Annotated in this window: 18 protein-coding genes; 6 read left to right on the plus strand and 12 right to left on the minus strand. The window is 59.9% G+C overall.

The annotated features are described in order from the left end of the window. Positions 1-17 precede the first annotated feature (17 nt). Both sthA and GQX66_RS12290 read right to left on the minus strand, forming a co-directional pair. Positions 18-1,412, minus strand: coding sequence for a Si-specific NAD(P)(+) transhydrogenase (gene sthA, locus GQX66_RS12285; RefSeq protein ID WP_007953019.1), 1,395 nt, complete (start codon positions 1,410-1,412; stop codon positions 18-20). 197 nt (positions 1,413-1,609) lie between these two features. Continuing rightward, the gene (locus tag GQX66_RS12290; RefSeq protein ID WP_240869425.1) at positions 1,610-2,659 is read right to left on the minus strand and encodes an FAD:protein FMN transferase; all 1,050 of its coding nucleotides are present in this window, start codon (positions 2,657-2,659) and stop codon (positions 1,610-1,612) included. Positions 2,660-2,712: 53 nt separating this feature from the next. Here GQX66_RS12290 and GQX66_RS12295 point away from each other — a divergent pair, with 53 nt between their 5' ends. Next, complete coding sequence (locus GQX66_RS12295; RefSeq protein WP_240869429.1) at positions 2,713-4,005, plus strand: MFS transporter; 1,293 nt, start codon at positions 2,713-2,715, stop codon at positions 4,003-4,005. A 65-nt stretch (positions 4,006-4,070) separates the two neighbouring features. Here the strand turns inward: GQX66_RS12295 and GQX66_RS12300 are convergent, their stop codons facing one another. Then, a complete protein-coding gene (locus GQX66_RS12300) occupies positions 4,071-5,534 on the minus strand; it encodes a glyceraldehyde-3-phosphate dehydrogenase (RefSeq protein ID WP_085748347.1) in 1,464 nt (487 codons plus the stop codon). Positions 5,535-5,888: 354 nt separating this feature from the next. Here GQX66_RS12300 and mfd point away from each other — a divergent pair, with 354 nt between their 5' ends. The 3 genes from mfd to GQX66_RS12315 are packed head-to-tail and all read left to right on the plus strand — an operon-like array spanning position 5,889 to position 12,617. After that, positions 5,889-9,338, plus strand: coding sequence for a transcription-repair coupling factor (gene mfd, locus GQX66_RS12305; RefSeq protein ID WP_240869432.1), 3,450 nt, complete (start codon positions 5,889-5,891; stop codon positions 9,336-9,338). 10 nt (positions 9,339-9,348) lie between these two features. Next, positions 9,349-9,915, plus strand: coding sequence for a CsiV family protein (locus GQX66_RS12310; protein WP_007953029.1), 567 nt, complete (start codon positions 9,349-9,351; stop codon positions 9,913-9,915). A gap of 11 nt (positions 9,916-9,926) precedes the next feature. Next, positions 9,927-12,617 (plus strand): DEAD/DEAH box helicase, encoded by a 2,691-nt coding sequence (locus GQX66_RS12315; protein WP_134022739.1) that lies wholly within the window; start codon positions 9,927-9,929, stop codon positions 12,615-12,617. Between the two features lie 41 nt (positions 12,618-12,658). On the opposite strand, the gene GQX66_RS12320 is transcribed toward GQX66_RS12315, so the two are convergent. From GQX66_RS12320 to GQX66_RS12330, 3 genes are all read right to left on the minus strand, one after another. Continuing rightward, positions 12,659-13,396 carry an S-methyl-5'-thioinosine phosphorylase gene (locus GQX66_RS12320; protein ID WP_129973228.1) on the minus strand — a complete coding sequence of 246 codons (738 nt, stop codon included), beginning with the start codon at positions 13,394-13,396 and terminating at the stop codon, positions 12,659-12,661. Between the two features lie 12 nt (positions 13,397-13,408). Next, complete coding sequence (gene nagZ / locus GQX66_RS12325; RefSeq protein WP_176240518.1) at positions 13,409-14,407, minus strand: beta-N-acetylhexosaminidase; 999 nt, start codon at positions 14,405-14,407, stop codon at positions 13,409-13,411. Positions 14,408-14,577: 170 nt separating this feature from the next. After that, entirely contained in the window at positions 14,578-15,285 is a 708-nt protein-coding gene (locus GQX66_RS12330) for a TetR/AcrR family transcriptional regulator (RefSeq protein WP_007953037.1), read from the minus strand. Positions 15,286-15,515: 230 nt separating this feature from the next. On the opposite strand from GQX66_RS12330, the gene lexA reads away from it, so the two are divergent. Beyond that, positions 15,516-16,124 carry a transcriptional repressor LexA gene (lexA, locus tag GQX66_RS12335; RefSeq protein ID WP_007953044.1) on the plus strand — a complete coding sequence of 203 codons (609 nt, stop codon included), beginning with the start codon at positions 15,516-15,518 and terminating at the stop codon, positions 16,122-16,124. A 10-nt stretch (positions 16,125-16,134) separates the two neighbouring features. Beyond that, positions 16,135-16,608 carry an SOS-induced cell division inhibitor SulA gene (sulA, locus tag GQX66_RS12340; RefSeq protein ID WP_085748343.1) on the plus strand — a complete coding sequence of 158 codons (474 nt, stop codon included), beginning with the start codon at positions 16,135-16,137 and terminating at the stop codon, positions 16,606-16,608. 86 nt (positions 16,609-16,694) lie between these two features. Here sulA and GQX66_RS12345 read toward each other — a convergent pair whose 3' ends face one another. From GQX66_RS12345 to fadB, 6 genes are all read right to left on the minus strand, one after another. After that, positions 16,695-16,928, minus strand: a complete 234-nt coding sequence (locus tag GQX66_RS12345) for a hypothetical protein (protein ID WP_007953047.1) — start codon at positions 16,926-16,928, stop codon at positions 16,695-16,697. 106 nt (positions 16,929-17,034) lie between these two features. Beyond that, the gene (locus tag GQX66_RS12350) at positions 17,035-17,559 is read right to left on the minus strand and encodes a DUF6586 family protein (protein ID WP_085748342.1); all 525 of its coding nucleotides are present in this window, start codon (positions 17,557-17,559) and stop codon (positions 17,035-17,037) included. A gap of 171 nt (positions 17,560-17,730) precedes the next feature. Next, a complete protein-coding gene (topA, locus tag GQX66_RS12355; protein WP_007953057.1) occupies positions 17,731-20,361 on the minus strand; it encodes a type I DNA topoisomerase in 2,631 nt (876 codons plus the stop codon). Between the two features lie 114 nt (positions 20,362-20,475). After that, a complete protein-coding gene (locus GQX66_RS12360; protein WP_007953059.1) occupies positions 20,476-20,712 on the minus strand; it encodes a DUF1653 domain-containing protein in 237 nt (78 codons plus the stop codon). Positions 20,713-20,811: 99 nt separating this feature from the next. Next, a complete protein-coding gene (fadA, locus tag GQX66_RS12365) occupies positions 20,812-21,987 on the minus strand; it encodes an acetyl-CoA C-acyltransferase FadA (protein WP_134022733.1) in 1,176 nt (391 codons plus the stop codon). A gap of 29 nt (positions 21,988-22,016) precedes the next feature. Further along, positions 22,017-24,164: a fatty acid oxidation complex subunit alpha FadB gene (gene fadB, locus GQX66_RS12370; protein WP_085748341.1), complete on the minus strand. Its 2,148-nt coding sequence runs from the start codon at positions 24,162-24,164 to the stop codon at positions 22,017-22,019. Between the last annotated feature and the right edge of the window lie 259 nt (positions 24,165-24,423).

Here is a 24,423-nt window from a genome sequence, read left to right on the forward strand (position 1 = left end):
CCACCGGCCGGAGCCCGTCAAAAAAGCCGATTGAGGCCGTCGTACGCCGCTACCCGATAGGCTTCGGCCATGGTCGGGTAGTTGAACGTCGTGTTGACGAAGTACTTCAGGGTATTCAGTTCGCCCGGCTGGTTCATGATCGCCTGACCGATGTGCACGATCTCCGACGCCTGATAACCGAAGCAGTGAACGCCCAGCACTTCCAGGGTTTCACGGTGGAACAGGATCTTCAGCATGCCTTGCGGCTCGCCGGCGATCTGTGCACGCGCCATGCTCTTGAAGAACGCCTTGCCCACTTCGTACGGCACTTTGGCCTGGGTCAGCTCCTGCTCGTTCTTGCCGATCGAGCTGATTTCCGGAATGGTGTAGATGCCGGTCGGCACGTCATTCACGAAACGCCAGCTGCCATTGTCGACGATGCTGCCGGCGGCCGAACGGCCCTGGTCGTGGGCGGCACTGGCCAGACTCGGCCAGCCGATCACGTCACCGGCGCCATAGATGTTCTGCACGCAGGTGCGGTAGTTCTCGTCGACTTCGATCTGACCACGGCTGTTGACCTTGACCCCGATGTTTTCCAGACCCAGCTGGTCGGTGTTACCGGTACGGCCGTTGCACCAGAGCAAGGCGTCGGCCTTGATCTTCTTGCCGGACTTCAGGTGCAGGATCACGCCGTTGTCCACGCCTTCGACGCGGTCATACTCTTCGTTGTGACGCACGGTGATGTTGTTGTTGCTGAAGTGGTAGCTCAACGCCTGGGAGATTTCCGAGTCGAGGAAGCTCAGCAGCTGACCGCGGTTGTCCACCAGTTCGACCAGCACACCCAGACCGCTGAAGATCGAAGCGTATTCACAGCCGATCACGCCGGCGCCGTAAACGATCAGTTTGCGCGGGGTGTGGCCGAGGCTGAGGATGGTGTCGCTATCGTAGATACGCGGGTGGTGGAAATCGATGTCCGCCGGGCGATAAGGACGCGAACCGGTGGCGATGATGATGTGCTTGGCCACCAGTTTCTCGACCACGCCGTTGGCGCAGACCACTTCGATGGTTTGCTCGTCGGCGAAGCTGCCGGTACCGAAGAACACGTCGACGCGGTTACGGGCGTAGTAGCCGGTACGCGAAGCGACTTGTTTGGAGATGACTTTCTCGGCGCTTTTCAACACGTCCGGGAAGGAGAACCAGCGCGGCTCGCCGATCGCACGGAACATCGGGTTGGTGTTGAACTGCATGATCTGCCGAACAGAGTGACGCAGGGCCTTGGACGGGATGGTGCCCAGGTGGGTGCAGTTGCCGCCGACCTGGCGACGGCTGTCGACCATCGCCACCTTGCGCCCTGCTTTGGCGGCGTTCATTGCCGCGCCTTCTCCCGCCGGGCCGGAACCCAGCACCACCACGTCGTAGTTGTAGACAGCCATGCGTACTCCTCAGAACAGGCCGCGGTGCCAGCAGCACCGGCGGCTAAATCACGCCGAACGACGGCGCGAAGGAACAATTGGGGGCCAGTAGAAAACCCGGACACAGTCTATAGAAGCGTCAACGCCGCGCACATTAACCCTTGGTCGCGTCGTAGGCTACTTTTGCCTGCACTACAACGCCAGCTTTCGTACTGTTCTCAGTCAACTTTTGCGCCACTGAGCCGTTCGAAAGCGTGACTGGTGCGTGTGACGAAACCTGTATCGGCACGAATCACAAAGAATGCACCAATGTCGTGTTTTTCGGCATAGTCCCAGGCCCTTTCAGGCCCGAGAATCAGCAACAGCGTCGATAGTCCATCGGCCATCAGCGCTGAAGGATGAATTACCGTGACCGACGCCAGATCGTGTAGGACGGGCGCACCGGTCCGGGCATCGAAGGTGTGGGAATAGCGCCGGCCACCCTGCTGAAAATAGTTGCGGTAGTCGCCGGACGTGGACAGGCCGTAGCCATCGACATTAATGACGCGCTCTGCCACTTGCTGATCGTCACGCGGCTCTTCCAGAGCGATACGCCATGGCGAACCATCGAGTTTCTTGCCGGATGCCTTTAGCTCGCCGGTGGCTTCGGCAAGGTAATCATGAATGCCCAGGGCCTCAAGCCGCGCAGCAATGGTGTCGACCGCGTAACCGGCGGCGATGCTGTTGAAATCCACCTCGACCGCCGCATCCTTGCACAACCGGTCGCCGTCGATGTACAGGTGTTGATGACCGACTCGCTGGCGCACTTCGGCCAGCGCCGACGTATCCGGGACTTTTTCTTCACGCCCTTGCGGGCCGAATCCCCATAGATTCATCAGCGGCTCAACCGTGAGATCGTAGGAGCCTTCGCTTTGTTGCGACAGCTGCTCGCCCACGCGGATCAATTCAAGGATCGGTGCGGGCATGATCTGACAGCGATCAGCCGGCAATGCATTGAAGCGCGAGATGTCGGAGTCTGCGCGGTAAGTCGACATCTGCCGGTCGACGTCCGCGAGGATTTTTTCCACTTCGACACGCACCTCCTGCGGGGCAGGCAGATGGGCGTGGCGCACGTACTTGATCGAATAGGTGCTGCCCATCGTCGGGCCGCCGAAAGTCTCCAGAGAATCGCCGTTGCCGCAGCCGGACAAAAAGCCGGTCAGCAGCACGAGAATCCCCCACCGTCCAGTTAACAATTCTTCATCTCCCCGCAAAACCGCGCCGGCCATTATGGGCTACGAGCGCAACGCTTTCTTACAAGATTTAGAGTGAGTACCTACCCATGTCCTCCACGACCGGCAAAGGCAAGGCGATTTTTCGCGTTGTCAGCGGCAACTTTCTCGAGATGTTCGACTTCATGGTCTACGGCTTCTACGCCACGGCCATTGCCAAGACCTTCTTTCCCACCGACAGCGCCTTCGCGTCCCTGATGCTTTCCCTGGCCACTTTCGGCGCCGGCTTCCTGATGCGTCCGTTGGGGGCGATTTTTCTCGGCGCCTACATCGACCGTCACGGCCGCCGCCAGGGCCTGATCATCACGTTGGCCCTGATGGCGGCCGGCACCGTGCTGATTGCCTGCGTGCCGGGCTACGCCACCCTTGGGGTTGCCGCGCCGTTGATCGTGCTGTTCGGCCGATTGCTGCAAGGCTTCTCGGCCGGCGTGGAATTGGGCGGTGTGTCGGTGTATCTGGCGGAAATCGCCACGCCCGGCCGCAAGGGCTTTTTCGTCAGTTGGCAGTCAGCCAGCCAGCAAGCGGCGGTGGTATTCGCCGGGCTGCTCGGTGTCGGCCTCAACCACTGGCTGAGCCCGGAACAGATGGGCGAATGGGGCTGGCGCGTGCCGTTCCTGATCGGCTGCATGATCGTCCCGGTGATCTTCGTCATCCGCCGCTCGCTGGAGGAAACTCCGGAGTTCCAGGCGCGCAAACATCGCCCTACCCTGCAGGAAATCGTCCGCTCGATCGGTCAGAACTTTGGCATCGTCATCGCCGGCATGGCGCTGGTGGTCATGACGACTGTGTCGTTCTACCTGATCACTGCCTACACACCGACGTTCGGCAAGGCGGAACTGCACCTGTCGGACTTCGATGCGCTTCTAGTGACCGTGTGCATCGGCCTGTCGAACTTCTTCTGGCTGCCGGTGATGGGCGCGGTGTCCGACAAGGTTGGACGTAAACCCCTACTGCTGGCGGCGACGATTCTGGCGATCCTGACCGCTTATCCGGCGTTGTCGTGGCTGGCGGCGAACCCGAGCTTCAGTCACTTGCTGATCGTCGAGTTGTGGCTGTCGTTCCTGTACGGCTCGTACAACGGGGCGATGGTGGTTGCCCTCACCGAGATCATGCCGGTGGAAGTTCGTACGACCGGTTTCTCGCTGGCCTACAGCCTGGCGACCGCAACCTTCGGTGGCTTTACGCCGGCGGCCTGCACTTACCTGATCCATGTGCTGGACAACAAGGCGGCACCGGGGATCTGGCTCAGTGGCGCAGCCGTATTGGGCCTGATCGCTACGCTGGTGCTCTTCCGTGGCAACAAGCACGAACTGCGAACGGCACAAGCCGCCATCCCCCGCTGAGACAAATCGCGCACAAACAAAAACGCCCCGACTTAAGTCGGGGCGTTTTCATTTGCAGCTAAAGCTTAGCGCGGGAACGCTGGCGGGTTTACACCGGCCATGTCTTCCATCACGCGGATCACCTGGCAGCTGTAGCCGAACTCGTTGTCGTACCAGACGTACAGAACAACGCGGTTGTCCTGAACGATGGTCGCTTCAGCGTCGACCACACCGGCGTGACGCGAGCCCACGAAGTCGGTCGAAACCACTTCCTGCGAATTGACGAAGTCGATCTGCTTGTGCAGATCGGAGTGCAGCGCCATGTAGCGCAGGTACTCGTTCATCTCTTCACGGGAGGCGGCTTTCTCAAGGTTCAGGTTGAGAATGGCCATCGACACGTTCGGCGTCGGAACACGGATCGCGTTACCGGTCAGCTTGCCGGCCAGCTCAGGCAGGGCCTTGGCAGCAGCGGTGGCAGCACCGGTCTCGGTGATCACCATGTTCAGCGCGGCGCTACGGCCACGGCGATCGCCCTTGTGGAAGTTGTCGATCAGGTTCTGGTCGTTGGTGTACGAGTGAACGGTTTCGACGTGACCGTTGATGATGCCGAACTTGTCATTCACGGCTTTCAGCACCGGCACGATGGCGTTGGTGGTGCAGGAAGCGGCGGACACGATCTTGTCGTCAGCAGTGATTTCGTTGTGGTTGATACCGTGAACGATGTTCTTCAGCTTGCCTTTGCCAGGCGCGGTCAGAACAACGCGATCGATACCCGGGCACGCCAGGTGCTGACCCAGACCATCGGCGTCACGCCATACACCGGTGTTATCCACCAGCAGCGCATCTTTGATGCCGTACTGGGTGTAATCCACTTCGGTAGGGTTCTTCGCGTAGATAACCTGGATCAGGTTGCCGTTGGCGGTGATGGTGTTGTTTTCTTCATCGATGGTGATGGTGCCGTTGAACGAACCATGTACCGAATCGCGACGCAGCAGGCTGGCGCGTTTGGTCAGGTCGTTTTCGGCGCCCTTGCGCACCACGATGGCACGCAGACGCAGGCCGTCGCCGCCACCGGTTTTCTCGATCAGGATACGCGCCAGCAGACGGCCAATACGACCGAAGCCGTACAGAACAACGTCGGTGCCCTTGCGTGCCGAAGCGTTTTGCTGGCCAACCACGTCAGCCATTTCTTCGCGAACGAACTGCTCGGCGGTACGACCGTTGCCTTCGTTGCGGAATTTGTACGCCAGCTTGCCCAGATCTACCGAGGCCGCGCCGAGCTTGAGCTCGCTCATGGCCTTGAGCAGTGGGAATGTTTCGTGGACGGAGAGTTCGCTGTCGTCGGCAGAACGGTGGCGAGCAAAGCGGTGAGCTTTGAGAATCGCGATGACAGACTGGTTGATCAGGCTGCGGCCATAGATCGAGCTCACCACGTTGTTGTTGCGGTAGAGCTGACCGATAAGCGGAATCATCGCTTCTGCGAGTGCTTCACGGTCGATCCATTCACCAAGACACTGGTCGGGCTTCTGAGTCACGGTAACCTTCCACATGTAGGGGCAGAAAAAAGGGGCTACATTATGCCGCCGAGAACCTCTTGTAGCAATGCGCGCTTGTCGCGCAATCGGTAACAAAAATCCGTCCAAAAAAATAACGCTCCCCGCCAGCCCAGTAAAACCGGGGCTTCCAGCGCAGCCATTTTTTCGACGACTGTTAGACGATGTCTGTAACCCTCCGTAACACCACCAACATTTGGCACTACATAACCGTAAAAAAAGCGCTGGTTTTTATGGTTACCACTACATTTTTTCGAAACAGCGCAGATAGACGCATCCTGCAACTGACAGGCGGCACCGGACGCCGCTACAATTACCGACTTTGTCGCAACGCCTGGAGCTCAACCTTCCGTGCCTGTTCTGCGTCTACCGCTTCTCCCTGCCGCGGCAGGTAAACAGCACTGGGGCAACCTCCCCGGTGCCGCCCTGAGCCTGGCGATTGCCGAGGCTGCCAGCGCTGCCAAGCGCTTCACGCTGCTTTTGACCGCCGACAGCCAAAGTGCCGAACGGCTGGAGCAGGAGCTGAGTTTCTTCGCCCCGGATTTGCCGGTGCTGCATTTCCCCGACTGGGAAACCCTGCCCTACGACCTGTTTTCGCCGCACCAGGACATCATTTCCCAGAGGATCGCCAGCCTTTATAGACTGCCGGAGCTGGAACATGGCGTGCTGGTGGTGCCGATCACCACCGCCCTGCACCGTCTGGCGCCGACCAAATTCCTGCTCGGCAGCAGCCTGGTGCTGGATGTCGGGCAGAAACTCGATGTCGAGCAAATGCGCGCGCGGCTTGAAGCCAGCGGCTATCGCTACGTCGACACGGTTTACGAACACGGCGAGTTCACCGTGCGCGGCGCGCTGATCGACCTGTTCCCGATGGGCAGCAAACTGCCGTATCGCATCGATCTGTTCGACGACGAAATCGAAACTCTGCGCACCTTTGATCCGGAAAACCAGCGTTCCATCGACAAGGTCGATTCGGTCAAGCTGCTGCCGGCCAAGGAATTCCCGCTGCAGAAAGACGCGGTCACCCGCTTCAAGGCGCGCTTTCGCGAGCGTTTCGACGTCGACTTCCGTCGCTGCCCGATCTTTCAGGACCTGAGCAGCGGCATCACGCCGGCGGGTATCGAGTACTACCTGCCGCTGTTCTTCGAAGAAACCTCGACCCTGTTCGATTATCTGCCGCAGGACACGCAAGTGTTTTCGCTGCCGGGTATCGAGCAGGCGGCAGAAAACTTCTGGAACGATGTGCGCAATCGTTATGAAGAGCGCCGCGTCGATCCTTCGCGTCCTTTATTGCCGCCGGCCGAACTGTTCCTGCCGGTGGAAGACTGCTTCGCCCGCCTGAAGAACTGGCCGCGCGTGGTCGCCAGTCAGCAGGACGTTGAATCCGGCGTCGGTCGTGAGCGCTTCCCGGCGCAGGCCTTGCCGAATCTGGCGATCGAAGCCAAGGCCACCCAGCCGCTGGCCGCGCTCTCGGCATTTCTCGACGAATTCCCGGGACGCGTGCTGTTCACCGCCGAATCCGCCGGTCGTCGCGAAGTGCTGCTGGAGTTGCTGGATCGCCTGAAGCTGCGGCCGAAAACCGTCGACAGCTGGCCGGACTTTGTCGCGAGCAAGGATCGCCTGGCGATCACCATCGCCCCGCTCGACGAAGGCCTGATGCTGGACGAGCCGGCGTTGGCACTGGTCGCGGAAAGTCCGCTGTTCGGCCAACGCGTGATGCAGCGTCGTCGCCGCGAAAAACGCGCCGACGCCAACAACGATGCGGTGATCAAGAACCTCACCGAACTGCGTGAAGGCGCGCCGGTGGTGCACATCGACCACGGCGTCGGTCGCTATCTCGGCCTGACGATTCTGGAAATCGACAATCAGGCTGCCGAATTCCTGACCCTCGAATACGCCGAGAACGCCAAGCTTTACGTGCCGGTGGCCAACCTGCATTTGATCGCCCGTTACACCGGCAGCGACGATGCGCTGGCCCCGTTGCACCGCCTCGGCTCCGAGACCTGGCAGAAAGCCAAGCGCAAGGCCGCCGAGCAAGTGCGTGACGTGGCTGCCGAATTGCTCGACATCTACGCCCGTCGCGCCGCCCGCGAAGGTTATGCGTTTGCCGATCCGAAGGCCGATTACGCAACCTTCAGCGCCGGTTTCCCGTTCGAAGAAACCCCGGACCAGCAATCCACCATCGAAGCCGTGCGCGAAGACATGCTCGCGCCGAAACCGATGGACCGACTGGTCTGCGGCGACGTCGGTTTCGGCAAGACCGAAGTGGCCATGCGCGCCGCGTTCATCGCGGTGCATGGTGGTAAGCAAGTGGCGATTCTGGTGCCGACCACCTTGCTCGCCCAGCAGCATTACAACAGCTTCCGCGACCGCTTCGCCGACTGGCCGGTGACCGTGGAAGTGATGAGCCGCTTCAAGTCGGCCAAGGAAGTGAACGCTGCGGTGGCCCAACTGGCCGAAGGCAATATCGACATCGTCATCGGCACGCACAAGCTGCTGCAGGACGACGTCAAAATCAAAAACCTCGGGCTGGTAATCATCGACGAAGAGCACCGTTTCGGCGTCCGTCAGAAGGAACAGCTCAAGGCCCTGCGCAGCGAAGTCGACATTCTTACACTGACCGCCACGCCGATTCCGCGCACGCTGAACATGGCGGTCTCGGGCATGCGCGACCTGTCGATCATCGCTACACCGCCAGCACGACGCCTGTCGGTGCGCACCTTCGTCATGGAGCAGAACAAGAGCACGGTCAAAGAAGCCTTGCTGCGTGAGCTGTTGCGCGGCGGTCAAGTCTATTACCTGCACAACGACGTGAAGACCATCGAGAAGTGCGCCGCCGAACTGGCCGAACTGGTGCCGGAAGCGCGGATCGGCATCGGCCACGGGCAGATGCGTGAACGCGAACTCGAACAGGTGATGAGCGACTTCTACCACAAGCGCTTCAACGTGCTGATCGCCTCGACCATCATCGAGACCGGCATCGACGTGCCGAGCGCCAACACCATCATCATCGAGCGTGCCGACAAGTTCGGTCTGGCGCAGTTGCACCAGCTGCGCGGTCGCGTTGGTCGTAGCCACCACCAGGCTTACGCCTACCTCCTGACCCCGCCGCGCCAGCAAATCACTGGCGATGCGGAAAAACGCCTGGAGGCGATTGCCAATACTCAGGATCTGGGCGCTGGCTTCGTGCTGGCCACCAACGACCTGGAAATCCGTGGCGCCGGCGAACTGCTGGGCGACGGCCAGAGCGGTCAGATTCAGGCCGTGGGTTTCACGCTGTACATGGAAATGCTCGAGCGCGCGGTGAAATCGATCCGCAAGGGCGAACAGCCGAACCTCGATCAACCGCTCGGCGGTGGCCCGGAGGTCAACCTGCGGGTGCCGGCGCTGATTCCGGAAGATTATCTGCCGGACGTGCATGCACGCCTGATCCTGTACAAGCGCATCGCTTCGGCCACCGACGAGGAAGGCCTGAAAGATCTGCAAGTGGAGATGATCGACCGCTTCGGTCTGCTGCCGGAGCCGACCAAGAATCTGGTGCGCATCACGGCGCTGAAATTGCAGGCAGAACAGCTGGGCATCAAGAAAGTCGATGGCGGCCCGCAAGGTGGGCGCATCGAGTTCGCGGCGCAGACGCCGGTCGATCCGATGACCCTGATCAAACTGATCCAGAGCCAGCCAAAACGCTACAAATTCGAAGGCGCCACGATGTTCAAGTTCCAGGTGCCGATGGAGCGCCCGGAAGAGCGCTTTAATACTGTGGAGGCGCTGTTCGAGCGCCTCATCCCGAAAACTGCTTGAAGGACGCCGCATGCGCCTGTTTCGCTCTCTGACTTTGCTACTGACTCTGGTGGCACCTACGGCGTTTGCCGATGACCTGTATCAGGTCGAAATGATTCTGGTGCGCCAGAACGCCGTGCCGGCGATTGTCAGCCGCGCTGCACCGGAAGACTGGGCGGCCGGCGCTCAGCGTTTGGGCGATGACAGCAAACGCACCCCGGCGCTGAACGATGTTGTGACCAAACTCACCGCCAGCGGCGAGTACAGCGTGCTGATGCACAAAGCCTGGCAACAGACGCTGGGCGAGACACCGGCGAAGGTTGCAGTCAGCGAAGGTCAGGAGCAATTCGGCCAGTTCCCCATCGAAGGCACGATTGAAATGAAGCTCGGGCGCTTCACCGACGTGAACGCCGACTTCTGGGTCAATCAGATCGACGCCAACGGCATGGTCACCGCCAGCGAGCGCCTGAAACAGGACAGCCACACCAAGAACGGCCAACTCAACTACCTCGACAACGGCCACCTGGCCCTGCTGATCAAGATCACTTCACTGACGGCGCCCGCGCCTCGGGAAGCGCCTGAAGTCGTTCCGGACTGATCGAAGTCCTTATGCCCCCGCCACTGAGTAAACCGCTGGCCTCCTCCTGGGTCAGCCGATTCAAGGAACAAAGCCTGGAGCGTGGCCGCCGCTACGCGCTGGAAAACCGGGTGCGATTCGTACAGGTCGGCGACGCGACCATTACCGCCAGCTGCGAAGGCTCTGGCGGTAACGTCTACCGTCAGACGATTCATCTGCGCGAGTCAGCCAAAGGCACGCTGCTGATGGTCGACGCCACCTGCACCTGCCCAGTCCACAGCAACTGCAAACACTGTGCGGCGGTATTGCTGCAAGTGCAGGAAACCCTCGAATACCCCGCCGCCGCCAAAGACGCCGAACTGCTGGAAAAACTCCAGGCCGTCCTGGAAAACCGCAGCCCGAAGGCGCCACCGCAAGTGCTGGTGGACAATGTGCAACCGGTACCGCGCCTGTGGCTGGCCAGCGTCGAATTCAGCGCGTTCGAACCGCGCAACGGCAAGATGCAGCGCTACATCCAGCACCGTGCGGCGCTGTCCTTCAGCTATCTCGACGAATACGTCAGCGGCCAGAAGAACAGCGACATTCTGATTCGCCAGGAAGCCCAGACCTTGCGGGTCAAACGCCACCCGGACGTCGAACAAAGCTACCGCGAGCAGCTGCGAATTCTCGGCTTCCGCATCGCCACCCGGCAGAGCAAGGCCCTGCCGGAAAGCGCCGGCGAACTCTACGAGATGGTCAACGACAGCGCGTGGCTGACGTTCACCCTCAACGATCTGCCGAAACTGCGCACCCAAGGCTGGGAGCTGTTGGTCGACGATGAATTCGGTTTCGACCTGACCGCCGTCGACGACTGGTACGCCACTGTCGAGCAGACGCCGGAACGCGACTGGTTCGATCTGGAGCTGGGGATCATCGTCAACGGTGAGCGCCTGAGCCTGCTGCCGATCCTGCTCAACCTGATGCGCTCGCACACGGAAATACTTAATCCGGAACGTCTCGCCCGCCGTCGCGACGATGAGCTGATTCTGGTGAACATCCCGCAACGCAACAGCGAGCACGGACCGTTGCAAGTCGCCCTGCCCCTCGGCCGGCTGAAACCGGTACTGGCGACCCTTGGCGAGTTCTATCTGCAGGAGCCGGGCGAAACCACCCTGCGCCTGAGCAAGGCCGACGCCACGCGCCTGAATTCGCTGGAAGGTATTCCGCTGCTGTGGGAGGGTGGCGAGCAGATTCGCAGCTTCGCCCAGCGCTTGCGTGATATCCGCGATTACAGTGCCAAAGCACCGAAGGGGTTGAATGCGACGCTGCGTCCTTATCAGCTCGAAGGCTTGAGCTGGATGCAGTCGCTGCGACAACTTGAAGTCGGCGGGATTCTCGCGGACGACATGGGCCTGGGCAAAACCCTACAGACACTGGCGCATATTCTCAGCGAAAAGAACGCCGGGCGTCTGGATCGGCCGTGCATGGTGGTAATGCCCACCAGCCTGATTCCCAACTGGCTCGACGAAGCGGCGCACTTCACGCCACAGCTCAAGGTTGTCGCACTGTACGGTGCCAGCCGTAAAAAGCATTTCGAGCATCTGGCCGACTACGACCTGATCCTCACGACCTATGCGCTGCTGCCCAAGGATGTCGAGCGTCTGGCCCAGCAGCCGCTGCACGTACTGGTGCTCGACGAAGCGCAGTACATCAAGAACCCGAACAGCAAAGCCGCCCAGGCTGCCCGTGAACTCAATGCTCGTCAGCGCCTGTGCCTGAGCGGGACGCCACTGGAAAATCACCTGGGCGAACTGTGGTCGCTGTTTCACTTCCTGCTGCCCGGCTGGCTCGGCGACGTCAAAAGCTTCAACGCCGATTACCGCGTGCCGATCGAAAAGCGCGCGAGCGAAGTCAGACTTCAGCACCTCAACGGCCGGATCAAACCATTCCTGCTACGCCGCACCAAGGAACAGGTTGCGACCGAGCTGCCGCCGAAAACCGAGATCATCCATTGGGTCGAGCTCAACGAGGCCCAGCGCGACGTATACGAAACCATGCGTCTGGCGATGGATAAGAAGGTTCGCGACGAGATCACTCGCAAAGGTGTGGCGCGCAGCCAGATCATCATTCTCGAGGCATTGCTCAAGCTGCGGCAGGTCTGCTGCGACTTGCGCCTGGTCAACGACGCCACCCTGCCCGCTCGCGGCAGCACATCGGGCAAGCTCGACAGCCTGATGGAAATGCTCGAGGAGTTGTTTGAGGAAGGCCGGCGGATTCTGCTGTTCTCGCAGTTCACGTCGATGTTGTCACTGATCGAGGACGAGCTGAAAAAACGCAATGTCGCCTATGCGCTGCTGACGGGACAGACTCGGGATCGGCGAACGCCTGTGAAGGAATTCCAGAGCGGCAAGCGTCAGATCTTTCTCATCAGCCTGAAGGCTGGTGGTGTGGGTCTAAACCTGACGGAAGCGGATACGGTGATTCACTACGACCCGTGGTGGAACCCGGCGACCGAGAATCAGGCAACCGACCGCGCGTATCGTATTGGTCAGGAGAAGCCGGTGTTTGTCTACAAGATGATTGCCCGGGGCACGGTCGAGGAGAAAATTCAGCTTCTGCAGAAGGAAAAGTCCGACCTGGCGGCCGGCGTGCTGGATGGGCGCAAGGCCGGGGACTGGAAGCTGCAGAGTGATGATATCGAGGCACTGTTTGCGCCGTTGCCGGACAAGTTTGAAAAGCGCTGAGATCCTCAGCGCTTTTCATTCAAGTCATTGCGGAGCCAGAATCAGCCCTTGAGTACGCGCGCCAGCGTCGACTTCACCTTGCCCATGCCATCGTGCAATGCCTGCTCGATCTCGGTCATGGTGATCACTTCAGTGGTCTTGCCCGCCGCCGGGTTCACCACCAGAGACAGGCAGGCGTAATCCAGATCCAGCTCACGGGCCAGCGCCGCTTCCGGCATGCCGGTCATGCCGACGATGTCGCAGCCGTCACGCTCCAGACGCACGATCTCGGCCACGGTTTCCAGACGCGGGCCCTGTGTGCAGGCGTAAACGCCCTGATCGCTGTACTCGCAACCTTCAGCGGCCAATGCAGCAATCAGTTGCTGACGCAGCGGTTCGCTGTAGGGAAAGCTGAAGTCGATGTGTGTGACATGTTCCAGGTCATCGGCGAAATAGGTGTGCTCGCGACCGCTGGTGTAGTCCACGATCTGATGCGGCACGCAGAAATGTCCGGTGCCCATTGCAGGATGAATCCCACCCACGGCGTTGACCGCGATGATCGCTTCGGCTCCGGCCTGCTTCAACGCCCACAGGTTGGCGCGGTAGTTGACCTTGTGCGGCGGGAAGCGATGCGGGTGACCGTGACGAGCGAGGAACAGCACTTCCTTGCCGGCGTATTCGCCAATCTGAACCTCGGCCGATGGCGCGCCATAAGGCGTGTCCACCGCCAGCGACTGACGAATGCTCAAGCCTTCCAGCTGGGTCAGGCCGGTGCCGCCGATGATTGCGTAAACCGTCATAGCGAAAAATCCTTAATCGATCAGTTGAGCGTCTTTGAGCGCGCCGACAGCGGTCAGCCAGCGCGGATCCTGACGGTATTCGGTATTGGCGAATGCCTGACCGCGCATGCGTGCGATGCGCGGCGACGGCTTGACCTTCATGCGCTGCGCGGCGCTCAGGGCCAGTTCGGCGGCCGCGCGATCGTTGCACACCAGGCCCATGTCACAACCGGCACTGAGTGCCGCTTCGATACGGCTGGCGGCGTCGCCAACTACGTGCGCGCCGGCCATCGACAGGTCATCGCTGAAGATAACGCCGTCGAACTGCAGCTCGCCGCGCAGGATGTCCTGCAACCAGCGCCGGGAGAAACCGGCGGGCTGTGCGTCGACTTGCGGATAAATCACGTGAGCCGGCATGACGGCGGCCAGTTGCCTGCTGAGTCTGGCGAACGGCACGAGGTCGTTGGCGCGGATCTCTTCGAGGCTGCGCTCGTCGTTGGGGATTGCGACGTGGGAGTCGGCTTCCGCCCAGCCATGGCCAGGGAAATGCTTGCCGGTGGCGGCCATGCCGGCGCTGTTCATGCCTTTGATGAATGCGCCGGCGAGTAGCGCGGCGCGCTCCGGGTCGCCTTCGAACGAACGGGTGCCGACGACGGCGCTGCGCTGGTAATCCAGATCCAGCACCGGCGCGAAGCTCAGGTCGAGGCCGACCGCCAGCACTTCGGTGGCCATGATCCAGCCGCACTGCTCGGCCAGATACTCGGCGTTCGGGTTATCAGCAATGGCGCGCATGGCCGGCAAACGGACGAAGCCCTGACGTAGGCGCTGGACGCGACCGCCCTCCTGGTCGACAGCCAACAGCAAGTCCGGACGAATGGCACGGATCGCCGCGCTCAGTTCGCGCACCTGGCGCGGATGCTCGATGTTGCGGGCAAAGATGATCAGGCCGCCCACTTCGGGCTGGCGCAACAATTGGCGATCTTCGGCCGTCAGCCAGGTACCGGCGACGTCCACCATCAACGAGCCTTGCAGGCCAGCAGTCATAGAGATTCCTTGAAAACGAAAAACCCGTCGCCCACGAAATCACCACCTGAGGCATTGCCCGGCGGGTCGGTGATTTCAATGAGAAACGGGCTCAGAACGAGAGTCGACATGGGCGGCTAGCTTAGCGGATGTCAGCTGCCGCGCCCACCCATGGACGGTTAAACCTTGGCAGGTGCCGGTGCGGACTTGCTGCGTGGTCGCAACTGCGCGGTGGCCATGGCCGTGTCGGTGACGCCGGTTTCGGCACGCATGCCGGCAGCCAGAAACGGCACCATCAGACGCATCACCTGCTCAATGGAGGTGTTGACGCCGAAGTCGGTCTCGGCAATCGCGCGCAGGGCTTTGATACCCGACATGCTGAATGCTGCGGCACCGAGCATGAAGTGCACGCGCCAGAACAGTTCGATCGGAGGAATGCGCGGGGCGGCTTCGTTCACCAAGAGCATGTAGCGACGGAACACCTTGCCGTACATGTCTTCCAGATAACGGCGCAAGTGGCCCTGGCTCTGACTGAATGCCAGACCGAGCAGGCGCATGAAAATCGACAGATCGTTGCCGCTGCGTGGCTGAACCACCAGCGCTTGCTCGACGAGGATTTCCAGCAGCTCTTCGAGCGAAGGCTTGTTCTCTGGCTTGGCCTGGCGGCGCTCCAGCTCTTTGTCGAGGCTGATGCAGAACGGACCGAGGAAGCGCGAGAAAACCGCCTGGATCAGCGCCTTCTTCGAGCCGAAGTGATAGTTCACCGCAGCGAGGTTGACCCCTGCCTTGCTGGTGATCAGACGCAATGAGGTTTCAGCGAAACCTTTTTCCGCGAACAGCTGTTCTGCAGCATCAAGAATGCGTTCAACGGTTTCCGACTGGGCCATGGCTACTCCGCCTGACAAACACTTGTTTGAAACATACGTTTCAGCCTATGCCTTGTCAAGCCTGCCAGTTCGTTTTGGGAATGGTCGGTCAGTTATTTAACCACAACAAGGACGCCACATTAATCAGCGTCGTCACTGACCGTCCGGCGGCATGGCAAAAAACGATCATTGCCAAGACTGCTTCACTGTATATAATCCCAGTCACTGTATAAAAAGACAGAGCGATCAATATGCTTAAGCTGACGCCACGCCAAGCCGAGATTCTGGCCTTTATCAAACGCTGCCTCGAAGACAACGGCTACCCGCCGACCCGTGCGGAAATCGCTCAGGAACTGGGTTTCAAATCGCCCAACGCGGCCGAAGAGCACCTCAAGGCGCTCGCTCGCAAAGGCGCAATCGAGATGACTCCCGGTGCCTCTCGCGGCATTCGCATCCCAGGCTTCGAAGCCAAGGTCGACGAATCCACCCTGCCGATCATCGGTCGAGTGGCTGCCGGCGCGCCGATTCTCGCCCAGCAGCACATCGAAGAGTCCTGCAACATCAACCCCGCCTTCTTCCATCCACGCGCCGACTATCTGTTGCGCGTCCACGGCATGAGCATGAAGGACATCGGCATTTTCGACGGCGACCTGCTGGCGGTTCACACCACCCGCGAGGCGCGCAACGGTCAGATCGTGGTTGCGCGGATCGGCGACGAAGTTACCGTCAAACGCTTCAAGCGTGACGGCAGCAAAGTCTGGCTGATTGCCGAAAACCCCGAGTTCGCCCCTATCGAAGTCAACCTGAAAGACCAGGAACTGGTGATCGAAGGCTTGAGTGTCGGCGTAATCCGCCGCTAAAGGAGGCTTTATGCAGTTCCCACACGTACCTCAGCAAACACAACTGCCGTTGTTCGAGGCATTTCTGGCGCAGCCCCTCGCCCCCATCCTCAAAGATGTCGTCGAGCGTCCGTGGAATACCGAACCTGAAGCGTTCAGCGAGCTGTCACTGCGCGGCGCGACCGGGAACTGCCTGAGCCTGCTGGCACCGATTCTTCGCGAACTGAGCGAGGATCAGGACGCACGCTGGCTGACCCTGATTGCACCGCCTGCCAGCCTGACCCAGACCTGGCTACGGGACGCAGGATTGAATCGCGAACGCATCCTGCTGTTACAACCGCGCGGCGCTCAAAGCGCCCAGCAACTGGCCTGCGAAGCATTACGCCTGGGCCGCAGCCACACGGTCGTCACGTGGCTGAACACACTGAGCGCAGGGTCACGGCAACAGCTGATCAGCGCCGCCCGCACCGGGGACGCTCAAAGCCTGAACATTCGTTTGGGGTGATTCAGCAACAATGCGCGCCATGTAAAGCGCAGGGCTTCTCCAGGGATAGAGAAGCCGATCTGGAGCAGTAACTGACAGACAGCGGATCAATGAAGAACCCGCGGCCCCTCATCCTTATCGAATTCGCCTTCAACCATACGCCCCGCCATTTGCACGCCGACGCTCAACATCGCTTTGGCAATTTCAACGTGCTGGCCCTGCAGAAACGCCTTGGCATCCTCGGAGAAATCCAGAGTCACCAGAGAACCCTCGTCCTCGGCCCTGCGCAGTTCGATTCGGCCGTCTGGTAGCTCGACAATTTCTAGAAAGGACGTTGGCATATAGGTCTGTTCTCCACGAAAGGCAGGGATTATATAGACATCATTCAGGCTTCGCTCGGGATCTTGACCAGCAGCACGCCTCTCGTCGCCGCCAGTCCAAAGTTCCTCAGCACTCGTTCAAGCCTTCACGGAAGCGAATCGCCAGCCCTTTGAGGTTCTGCCGCCAGCTCTCGAGCTCTTCGCGGCTCAGCTCTTCAACCACCTCTTCTTCATCCAGATTCACGGTCTGAATCAACGGCTGCGTCACATCGCCCTTCGGTTTGTGTGGCACCCGTGGTGGCTGAAACAGCGCCGAGTGCGCAGCCAGCAATTTAGCCAGCCAAGTCTCCGGGTTGCCTGCCAGCTCAATCATTTCCGCCAGCTCTGGAATGGCAATCGACTCCAGCACTTCGCGGGTCAGCAAGGCTTCCGCCCGCGACGCATTGGCTTGCGGCAGACGGTAGAAGCCGGCGATTTCATGACACAGCCCCAACAACGCACCGTAGAGATGAAACAGTGCGGATTCGCGCCCGGCCTGAATCAGCGCCAGCGAATTCATCGCCCGCCCCTCTTCGGCCCTGGCCAGCGCTTCCAGCGACAAACCCGCGAAATAGATCTTCTGATTGGTACGGGTATAGAGCTCGTGGGCCATGTCGGCACTCTCCACAACGAAATAATTGCTTCACACAGGCCGGACAGTGTCATGGATCAGCCGATCCGACCGCAAGCATTAAACAAAAAGGCCGCATGAAAACCCGAAGGTTGTCATGCGGCCTTTTGTGTTGAAGATGCCCAGTCAGGACACCTTCAGATCAACGCCTGCTCAAGCCTTGGCTTTCGCCGGACGCTTGTCTTCAACCGTCCACTTGCCACCGTCAAAGAACGCTTTCCAGCCTGTCGGCTTGCCGTCGACTTCGGTCTGAACGTATTGCTCCTTGGTCTTGCGGCTGTAGCGGATCACGGCTGGCAGACCATCCGGATCCTTCTGCGGCGCTTCACACAGGAAGTGATACTTCGGATCGATCTCGTCCTTGTGCGGCAGAATCTCGATCACCAGCGGAGCACGGGTCTCGCGGTTTTTCGGGAACTGACTGGCCGCCAGGAACAGGCCGGACGCACCGTCACGCAGGATGTAGGTGTCGTTGACCTTCTCGCATTTCAGCTCAGGCATCTTCACCGGATCCATCTTCGGCGGCGCCGCATCACCGCTCTTCAGCAGCTTGCGGGTGTTCTTGCACGTCGGGTTGGTGCAACCGAAGAACTTGCCGAAACGGCCGGTCTTGAGCTGCATCTCGCTGCCGCACTTGTCGCATTCCAGGCTCGGACCTTCGTAGCCCTTGATTCGGTAGCTGCCTTCTTCGATTTCGTAGCCGGCACAATCCGGGTTGTTACCGCAGATGTGCAGCTTGCGCTTCTCGTCGAGCAGGTAGGCGTCCATCGCTGTGCTGCAGATCGGGCAGCGATGCTTGCCGCGCAGTACCAGGGATTCCGACTCACCCTCGTCATCCGCCGCGATTTCGTCGCCCGGCACCAGGTTGACGGTGGCCTTGCAGCGCTCTTTCGGCGGCAGGCTGTAGCCCGAGCAGCCGAGGAACACGCCGGTCGATGCAGTACGGATCTGCATTGGACGGCCACAAGTGGTGCATGGAATATCGGTCATCACCGGCTGGTTGGCACGCATGCCGGCTTCCGGATTCTCCGCCACTTCGAGTTTTTTCTTGAAGTCGCCATAGAACTCGTCCAGCACGTTTTTCCAGTCGCGCTCGCCCTGAGCCACGTCATCGAGATTCTCTTCCATGCCGGCGGTGAAGCCGTAGTCCATGAGATTCGAGAAGCTTTCCGACAGACGCTCGGTAACGATGTCGCCCATCTTTTCCGAATAGAAACGACGGTTGTGCAGGGTCACGTAGCCGCGATCCTGAATGGTCGAGATGATCGCTGCGTAGGTCGAAGGACGACCGATGCCGCGCTTTTCCATTTCCTTCACCAGGCTGGCTTCCGAATAACGGGCCGGCGGCTTGGTGAAGTGCTGGGACGGATCGAGCTTGATCAGCTTCATCACGTCGCCCTGCGCCATGTCGGGCAAAACGTCGTCATCGCCAGGCTTGGTGATTTGCGGCAGCACGCGGGTGTAACCGTCGAACTTCAGAATGCGGCCCTTGGCGCGCAGCTCGAAGTCGCCGGCAGCGACGCTGACGGTAGTCGACAGGTACTGCGCCGGCAGCATCTGGCAAGCCAGGAACTGGCGCCAGATCAGCTCGTAGAGGCGCTCAGCGTCGCGCTCCATGCCGGCCAGCTTGGCTGGCGTGGTGTTGGCGTCAGACGGACGAATCGCTTCGTGAGCCTCTTGTGCGCCTTCCTTGCTGCTGTAGACGTTCGGCGACTCTGGCAGGTACTTCTTGCCGAATTCGGTTTCGATGTAATCGCGCGCCATCGCCACGGCATCAGCCGAGAGGTTGGTCGAGTCGGTACGCATATAAGTGATGTAGCCGGCTTCGTAGAGACGCTGGGCCATCATCATGGTTTTCTTCACACCGAAGCCCAGGCGGTTGCTCGCGGCCTGTTGCAGCGTGGAGGTGATGAACGGTGCCGACGGCTTGCTGCTGGTCGGCTTGTCTTCACGCTTGACGATGCTGTAGCTGGAGGATTTTAGCTTCTCCAGCGCGGCCGTGGCCTGCGCTTCGTTCAGTGGTTTGAAGGCTTCGCCTTTCTCGCGAGCCACTTCGAAACGCACGGTCGAACCTTTGGCGGTGCCGAGATCGGCATGCACTTCCCAGTACTCTTCCGGGTTGAACGCACGAATCTCACGCTCACGCTCCACCACCAGTTTCACGGCAACCGATTGCACGCGACCGGCAGACAGGCCACGAGCGATCTTGGCCCACAGCAGCGGCGAGACCATGTAGCCGACGACGCGGTCGAGGAAACGACGGGCCTGCTGCGCGTTCACTCGATCAATGTCGAGTTCGCCCGGCTCCGAGAAGGCTTCCTGAATCGCCTTCTTGGTGATTTCGTTGAACACAACGCGCTTGTAGCGGCTGTCATCACCACCGATGGCTTCGCGCAGGTGCCAGGCAATGGCTTCCCCCTCGCGATCCAAGTCGGTTGCGAGATAGATGGTGTCAGCATCCTTGGCGAGCCGGCGCAGCTCTTCGATGACCTTTTCCTTGCCCGGGAGGATCTCGTACTTGGCTTTCCAGCCATGCTCGGGATCGACACCCATGCGCGAGACCAACTGCTTGCGCGCCTTCTCTTTCGGCGACAGCGCTGGCGCTTCGCCCGCAGCAGCCTTGCCGCGCTTGGCGGCAGGCTCCTTGCTGGCGCTAGCCGAACCGCTGGTGGGCAGGTCTCGGATATGGCCGATACTCGACTTCACCACGTATTGGTTGCCCAGATACTTGTTGATGGTCTTGGCCTTAGCCGGGGATTCCACAATGACCAGCGATTTGCCCATGGATCAGAAAATTCCTGAATTCTAGAAGTGAAAGGCGGTTGGCGCCTGACGCGGCACCGCTATATATAGTGGCTACAAGGTGAGGTCAAGCGCAGGGTTTTGCGCGCACTCGCCTTACGGCTTCGAAAAAAGGCTCGGTTCGGCTTGCACCAAAGCAAAGCGTGGGACCTGCTCCCCGTCAACCTCGACGGACTCCAGGAACATGCTCAAGGGACGCACCCAAAAGCCGTAATCGCCATACAGGGCTTGGTAAAAGACCACTTCTTCTTCGGTCTCGGAATGCCGCGCAACACTGAATACGCGGTACTGCGGACCTTTGTAATGTTGGTAGAGCCCAGGTTGTATCGGCATGCTTCGGCCCTCACTCAAATTTTTTCAAAATAAAAACAAAAATAAATCCGCAAAAACAAAAACCGGGGCACTTGGCCCCGGCTTCCATCGACGAGACGCTTAAACGCGTTCGAAGACGGTGGAGATGCCTTGGCCGAGGCCAATGCACATGGTGGCCACCCCGAAGGTGCCGCCATTCTGCTTCATCACGTTCAGCAAAGTGCCGGAAATACGGGCACCGGAGCAACCGAACGGGTGACCCAGGGCGATCGCGCCGCCGTGCAGGTTAACCTTCTCATTCATCTTGTCGAGCACTTTCAGGTCTTTCAGCACTGGCAGGGCCTGTGCGGCGAACGCTTCATTGAGCTCGAAGTAGTCGATATCGTTGATACCCAGGCCGGCACGTTTCAGTGCTTTCTGAGTAGCCGGTACCGGACCATAGCCCATGATGGCCGGGTCCACACCCGCTACCGCCATCGAGCGAATCACGGCCAGAGGCTGGATGCCCAGGTCTTGCGCACGCTGTGCCGACATCACGATCATGCACGAAGCACCATCGGTGATCTGCGACGAAGTACCGGCCGTTACGGTGCCGCCCTTTGGATTGAACGCCGGCTTCAGAGCCGCCAGACTTTCCAGGGTGGTTTCCGGACGAATGGTTTCGTCGTAGTCGAAGGTTTTCAGGAAACCGTTCTCGTCGTAACCCTGCATCGGGATGATTTCGTCCTTGAACTTGCCTTCCACAGTCGCCTTGTGGGCCAACTGGTGGGAACGCACGCCAAAGGCGTCCTGCTGTTCGCGGGTGATGCCGTGCATTTTGCCCAGCATTTCAGCGGTCAGGCCCATCATGCCCGAGGCTTTCGCCGCGTACAGGGACATGTGCGGGTTCGGATCGACACCGTGCATCATGCTTACGTGACCCATATGCTCGACGCCGCCAACCACGAACACGTCACCGTTACCGGTCATGATCGCTTGCGCAGCAGTGTGCAGCGCGCTCATCGACGAGCCGCACAGACGGCTGACGGTCTGGCCGGCCGAGGTGTGCGGGATCTGGGTCATCAGCGACGCCATGCGCGCGATGTTCCAGCCTTGCTCCAGGGTCTGGTTGACGCAGCCCCAGATCACGTCCTCGACTTCGGCAGGATCGACCTTGGTGTTGCGTTCCAGCAGTTTGCTGATCAGGTGCGCCGACATGTCTTCGGCGCGGGTGTTGCGGTGCATGCCGCCCTTGGAGCGGCCCATCGGAGTACGACCGAAGTCGACAATCACGACGTCTCTAGGATTCAAGCTCATAAGTTCACTCTCACTCTAGTTGGGGGCGCTTAACCGAAGAAGCTCTGGCCGTTCTTGGCCATTTCGCGCAGCTTCGCGGTCGGGTGGTACAGCGCGCCCAAATCAGCGTACTGGTCGGCCAGGGCAACGAACTCGGCAACACCGATCGAGTCGATGTAGCGCAGCGCACCGCCACGGAATGGAGGGAAACCAATACCGTAGACCAGACCCATGTCGGCTTCGGCGGCGGTTTCGACGATGCCGTCTTCCAGGCAACGCACGGTTTCCAGGCACAGCGGGATCATCATCCAGTTGATGATGTCTTCGTCAGTGACTTCGCGCTGCTCGTAGATGATCGGCTTGAGCACTTCCAGTACCGACGGATCGGCGACTTTCTTCTGCTTGCCTTTCTTGTCGGCCTCGTAGGCGTAGAAGCCCTTGCCGTTCTTCTGACCCAGACGCTTGGCTTCGTAAAGCACGTCGATGGCCGAACGACGGTCGTCCTTCATCCGGTCCGGGAAGCCTTCAGCCATTACGTCGCGACCGTGGTGGCCGGTGTCGATGCCGACCACGTCCATCAGGTACGCCGGGCCCATCGGCCAGCCGAATTTTTCCATGATCTTGTCGATACGGACGAAGTCCACACCGGCGCTGACCAGTTTGGCGAAACCGCCGAAGTACGGGAACAGTACGCGGTTGACCAGGAAGCCCGGGCAGTCGTTGACGACGATCGGGTTCTTGCCCATTTTCTTGGCGTAGGCAACGGTGGTGGCGATGGCCAGCTCGCTGGACTTCTCGCCACGGATCACTTCCACCAGCGGCATCATGTGCACCGGGTTGAAGAAGTGCATGCCGACAAAGTTTTCCGGACGCTTGAGGGCCTTGGCCAGCAGGCTGATGGAAATGGTCGAGGTGTTGGACGCGAGGATGGTGTCCTCTTTGACCTTGTCTTCGACTTCCGCCAGAACGGCTTGCTTGACTTTCGGGTTCTCGACCACGGCCTCAACGACCAGGTCGACGTGACCGAAATCGCCGTAGGACAGCGTAGGACGAATGCCGTTGAGCACTTCAGCCATTTTCGCGGCGGTCATGCGGCCTTTATCAACGCGACCGACCAGCAGCTTGGCGGCTTCAGCCAGACCTTGCTCGATGCCGTGCTCGTTGATGTCCTTCATCAGGATCGGCGTACCTTTGGAAGCCGACTGATAGGCGATACCGCCACCCATGATGCCGGCGCCCAGTACGGCAGCCTGCTTCACGTCTTTGGCGATTTCGTCATAGGCCTTGGCCTTTTTCTTCAGTTCCTGATCGTTCAGGAACAGACCGATCAAGCTCTGCGCGGCAGAGGTCTTGGCCAGTTTCACGAAACCTGCGGCTTCGACTTCCAGCGCCTTGTCACGACCGAAGTTCGCGGCTTTCTGGATGGTCTTGATCGCTTCAACCGGGGCCGGGTAGTTCGGGCCGGCCTGGCCAGCCACGAAACCTTTGGCGGTTTCGAAAGCCATCATTTGTTCAATGGCGTTCAGCTTGAGCTTTTCCAGCTTAGGCTGGCGCTTGGCCTTGTAGTCGAACTCGCCGGAGACGGCGCGCTTGATCAGCTCAAGGGCGGCATCCTGCAGTTTTTCAGGGGCAACCACGGCATCGACGGCGCCGACTTTCAGCGCGTCTTCAGGACGGTTTTCCTTGCCGGCGGCGATCCACTCGATGGCGTTGTCGGCACCGATCAGGCGCGGCAGACGCACGGTACCGCCGAAGCCCGGGTAGATGCCCAGTTTGACTTCCGGCAGACCGATCTTGGCCTTGGTCGACATGACGCGGTAGTCCGCTGCCAGGCACATTTCCAGACCGCCGCCCAGGGCGATGCCGTTGATCGCGGCGACGGTCGGAACGTTGAGGTCTTCGAAATCGCTGAAGATCTTGTTGGCTTCGAGATTGCCAGCAACCAGCTCGGCATCCGGCAGCTTGAAGTTGTCGACAAATTCGGTGATGTCGGCGCCGACGATGAATACGTCCTTGCCACTGCTGACGATCACGCCCTTGATCGAAGCATCTGCCTTGATGGTGTCTACGGCCTGACGCAGTTCGTTCAGGGTAAGACGGTTGAACTTGTTGACGGACTCACCCTTGAGGTCGAATTTCAATTCGACGATGCCACTTTCAAGAGCTTTAACCGTGATGGCTTTACCTTCGTAAATCATCAACTGATCTCCACGATATGGAAGCTGAACAGTACACGTCGGACGCAGGCAAATGGCTCGGCAGGACGTTTTTTCGTCGATGCTGACACTCATCCACCCGGCACACCCGCCAACGCGATAGTCGGGATTCTGTAGGAGCAGTCTGCAATACAAACGCTCAATTCATACGCCCGTTTGATTTGGGTACGCCACCTTCACGGAATTTCCGACAATTGTCAATCGCCCTAAATACGGGTTGAAATTCGACTTTGCGGTCATT

It is taken from the genome of Pseudomonas sp. B707 (assembly GCF_022496685.1).
Taxonomy (GTDB): domain Bacteria; phylum Pseudomonadota; class Gammaproteobacteria; order Pseudomonadales; family Pseudomonadaceae; genus Aquipseudomonas; species Aquipseudomonas paraglycinae.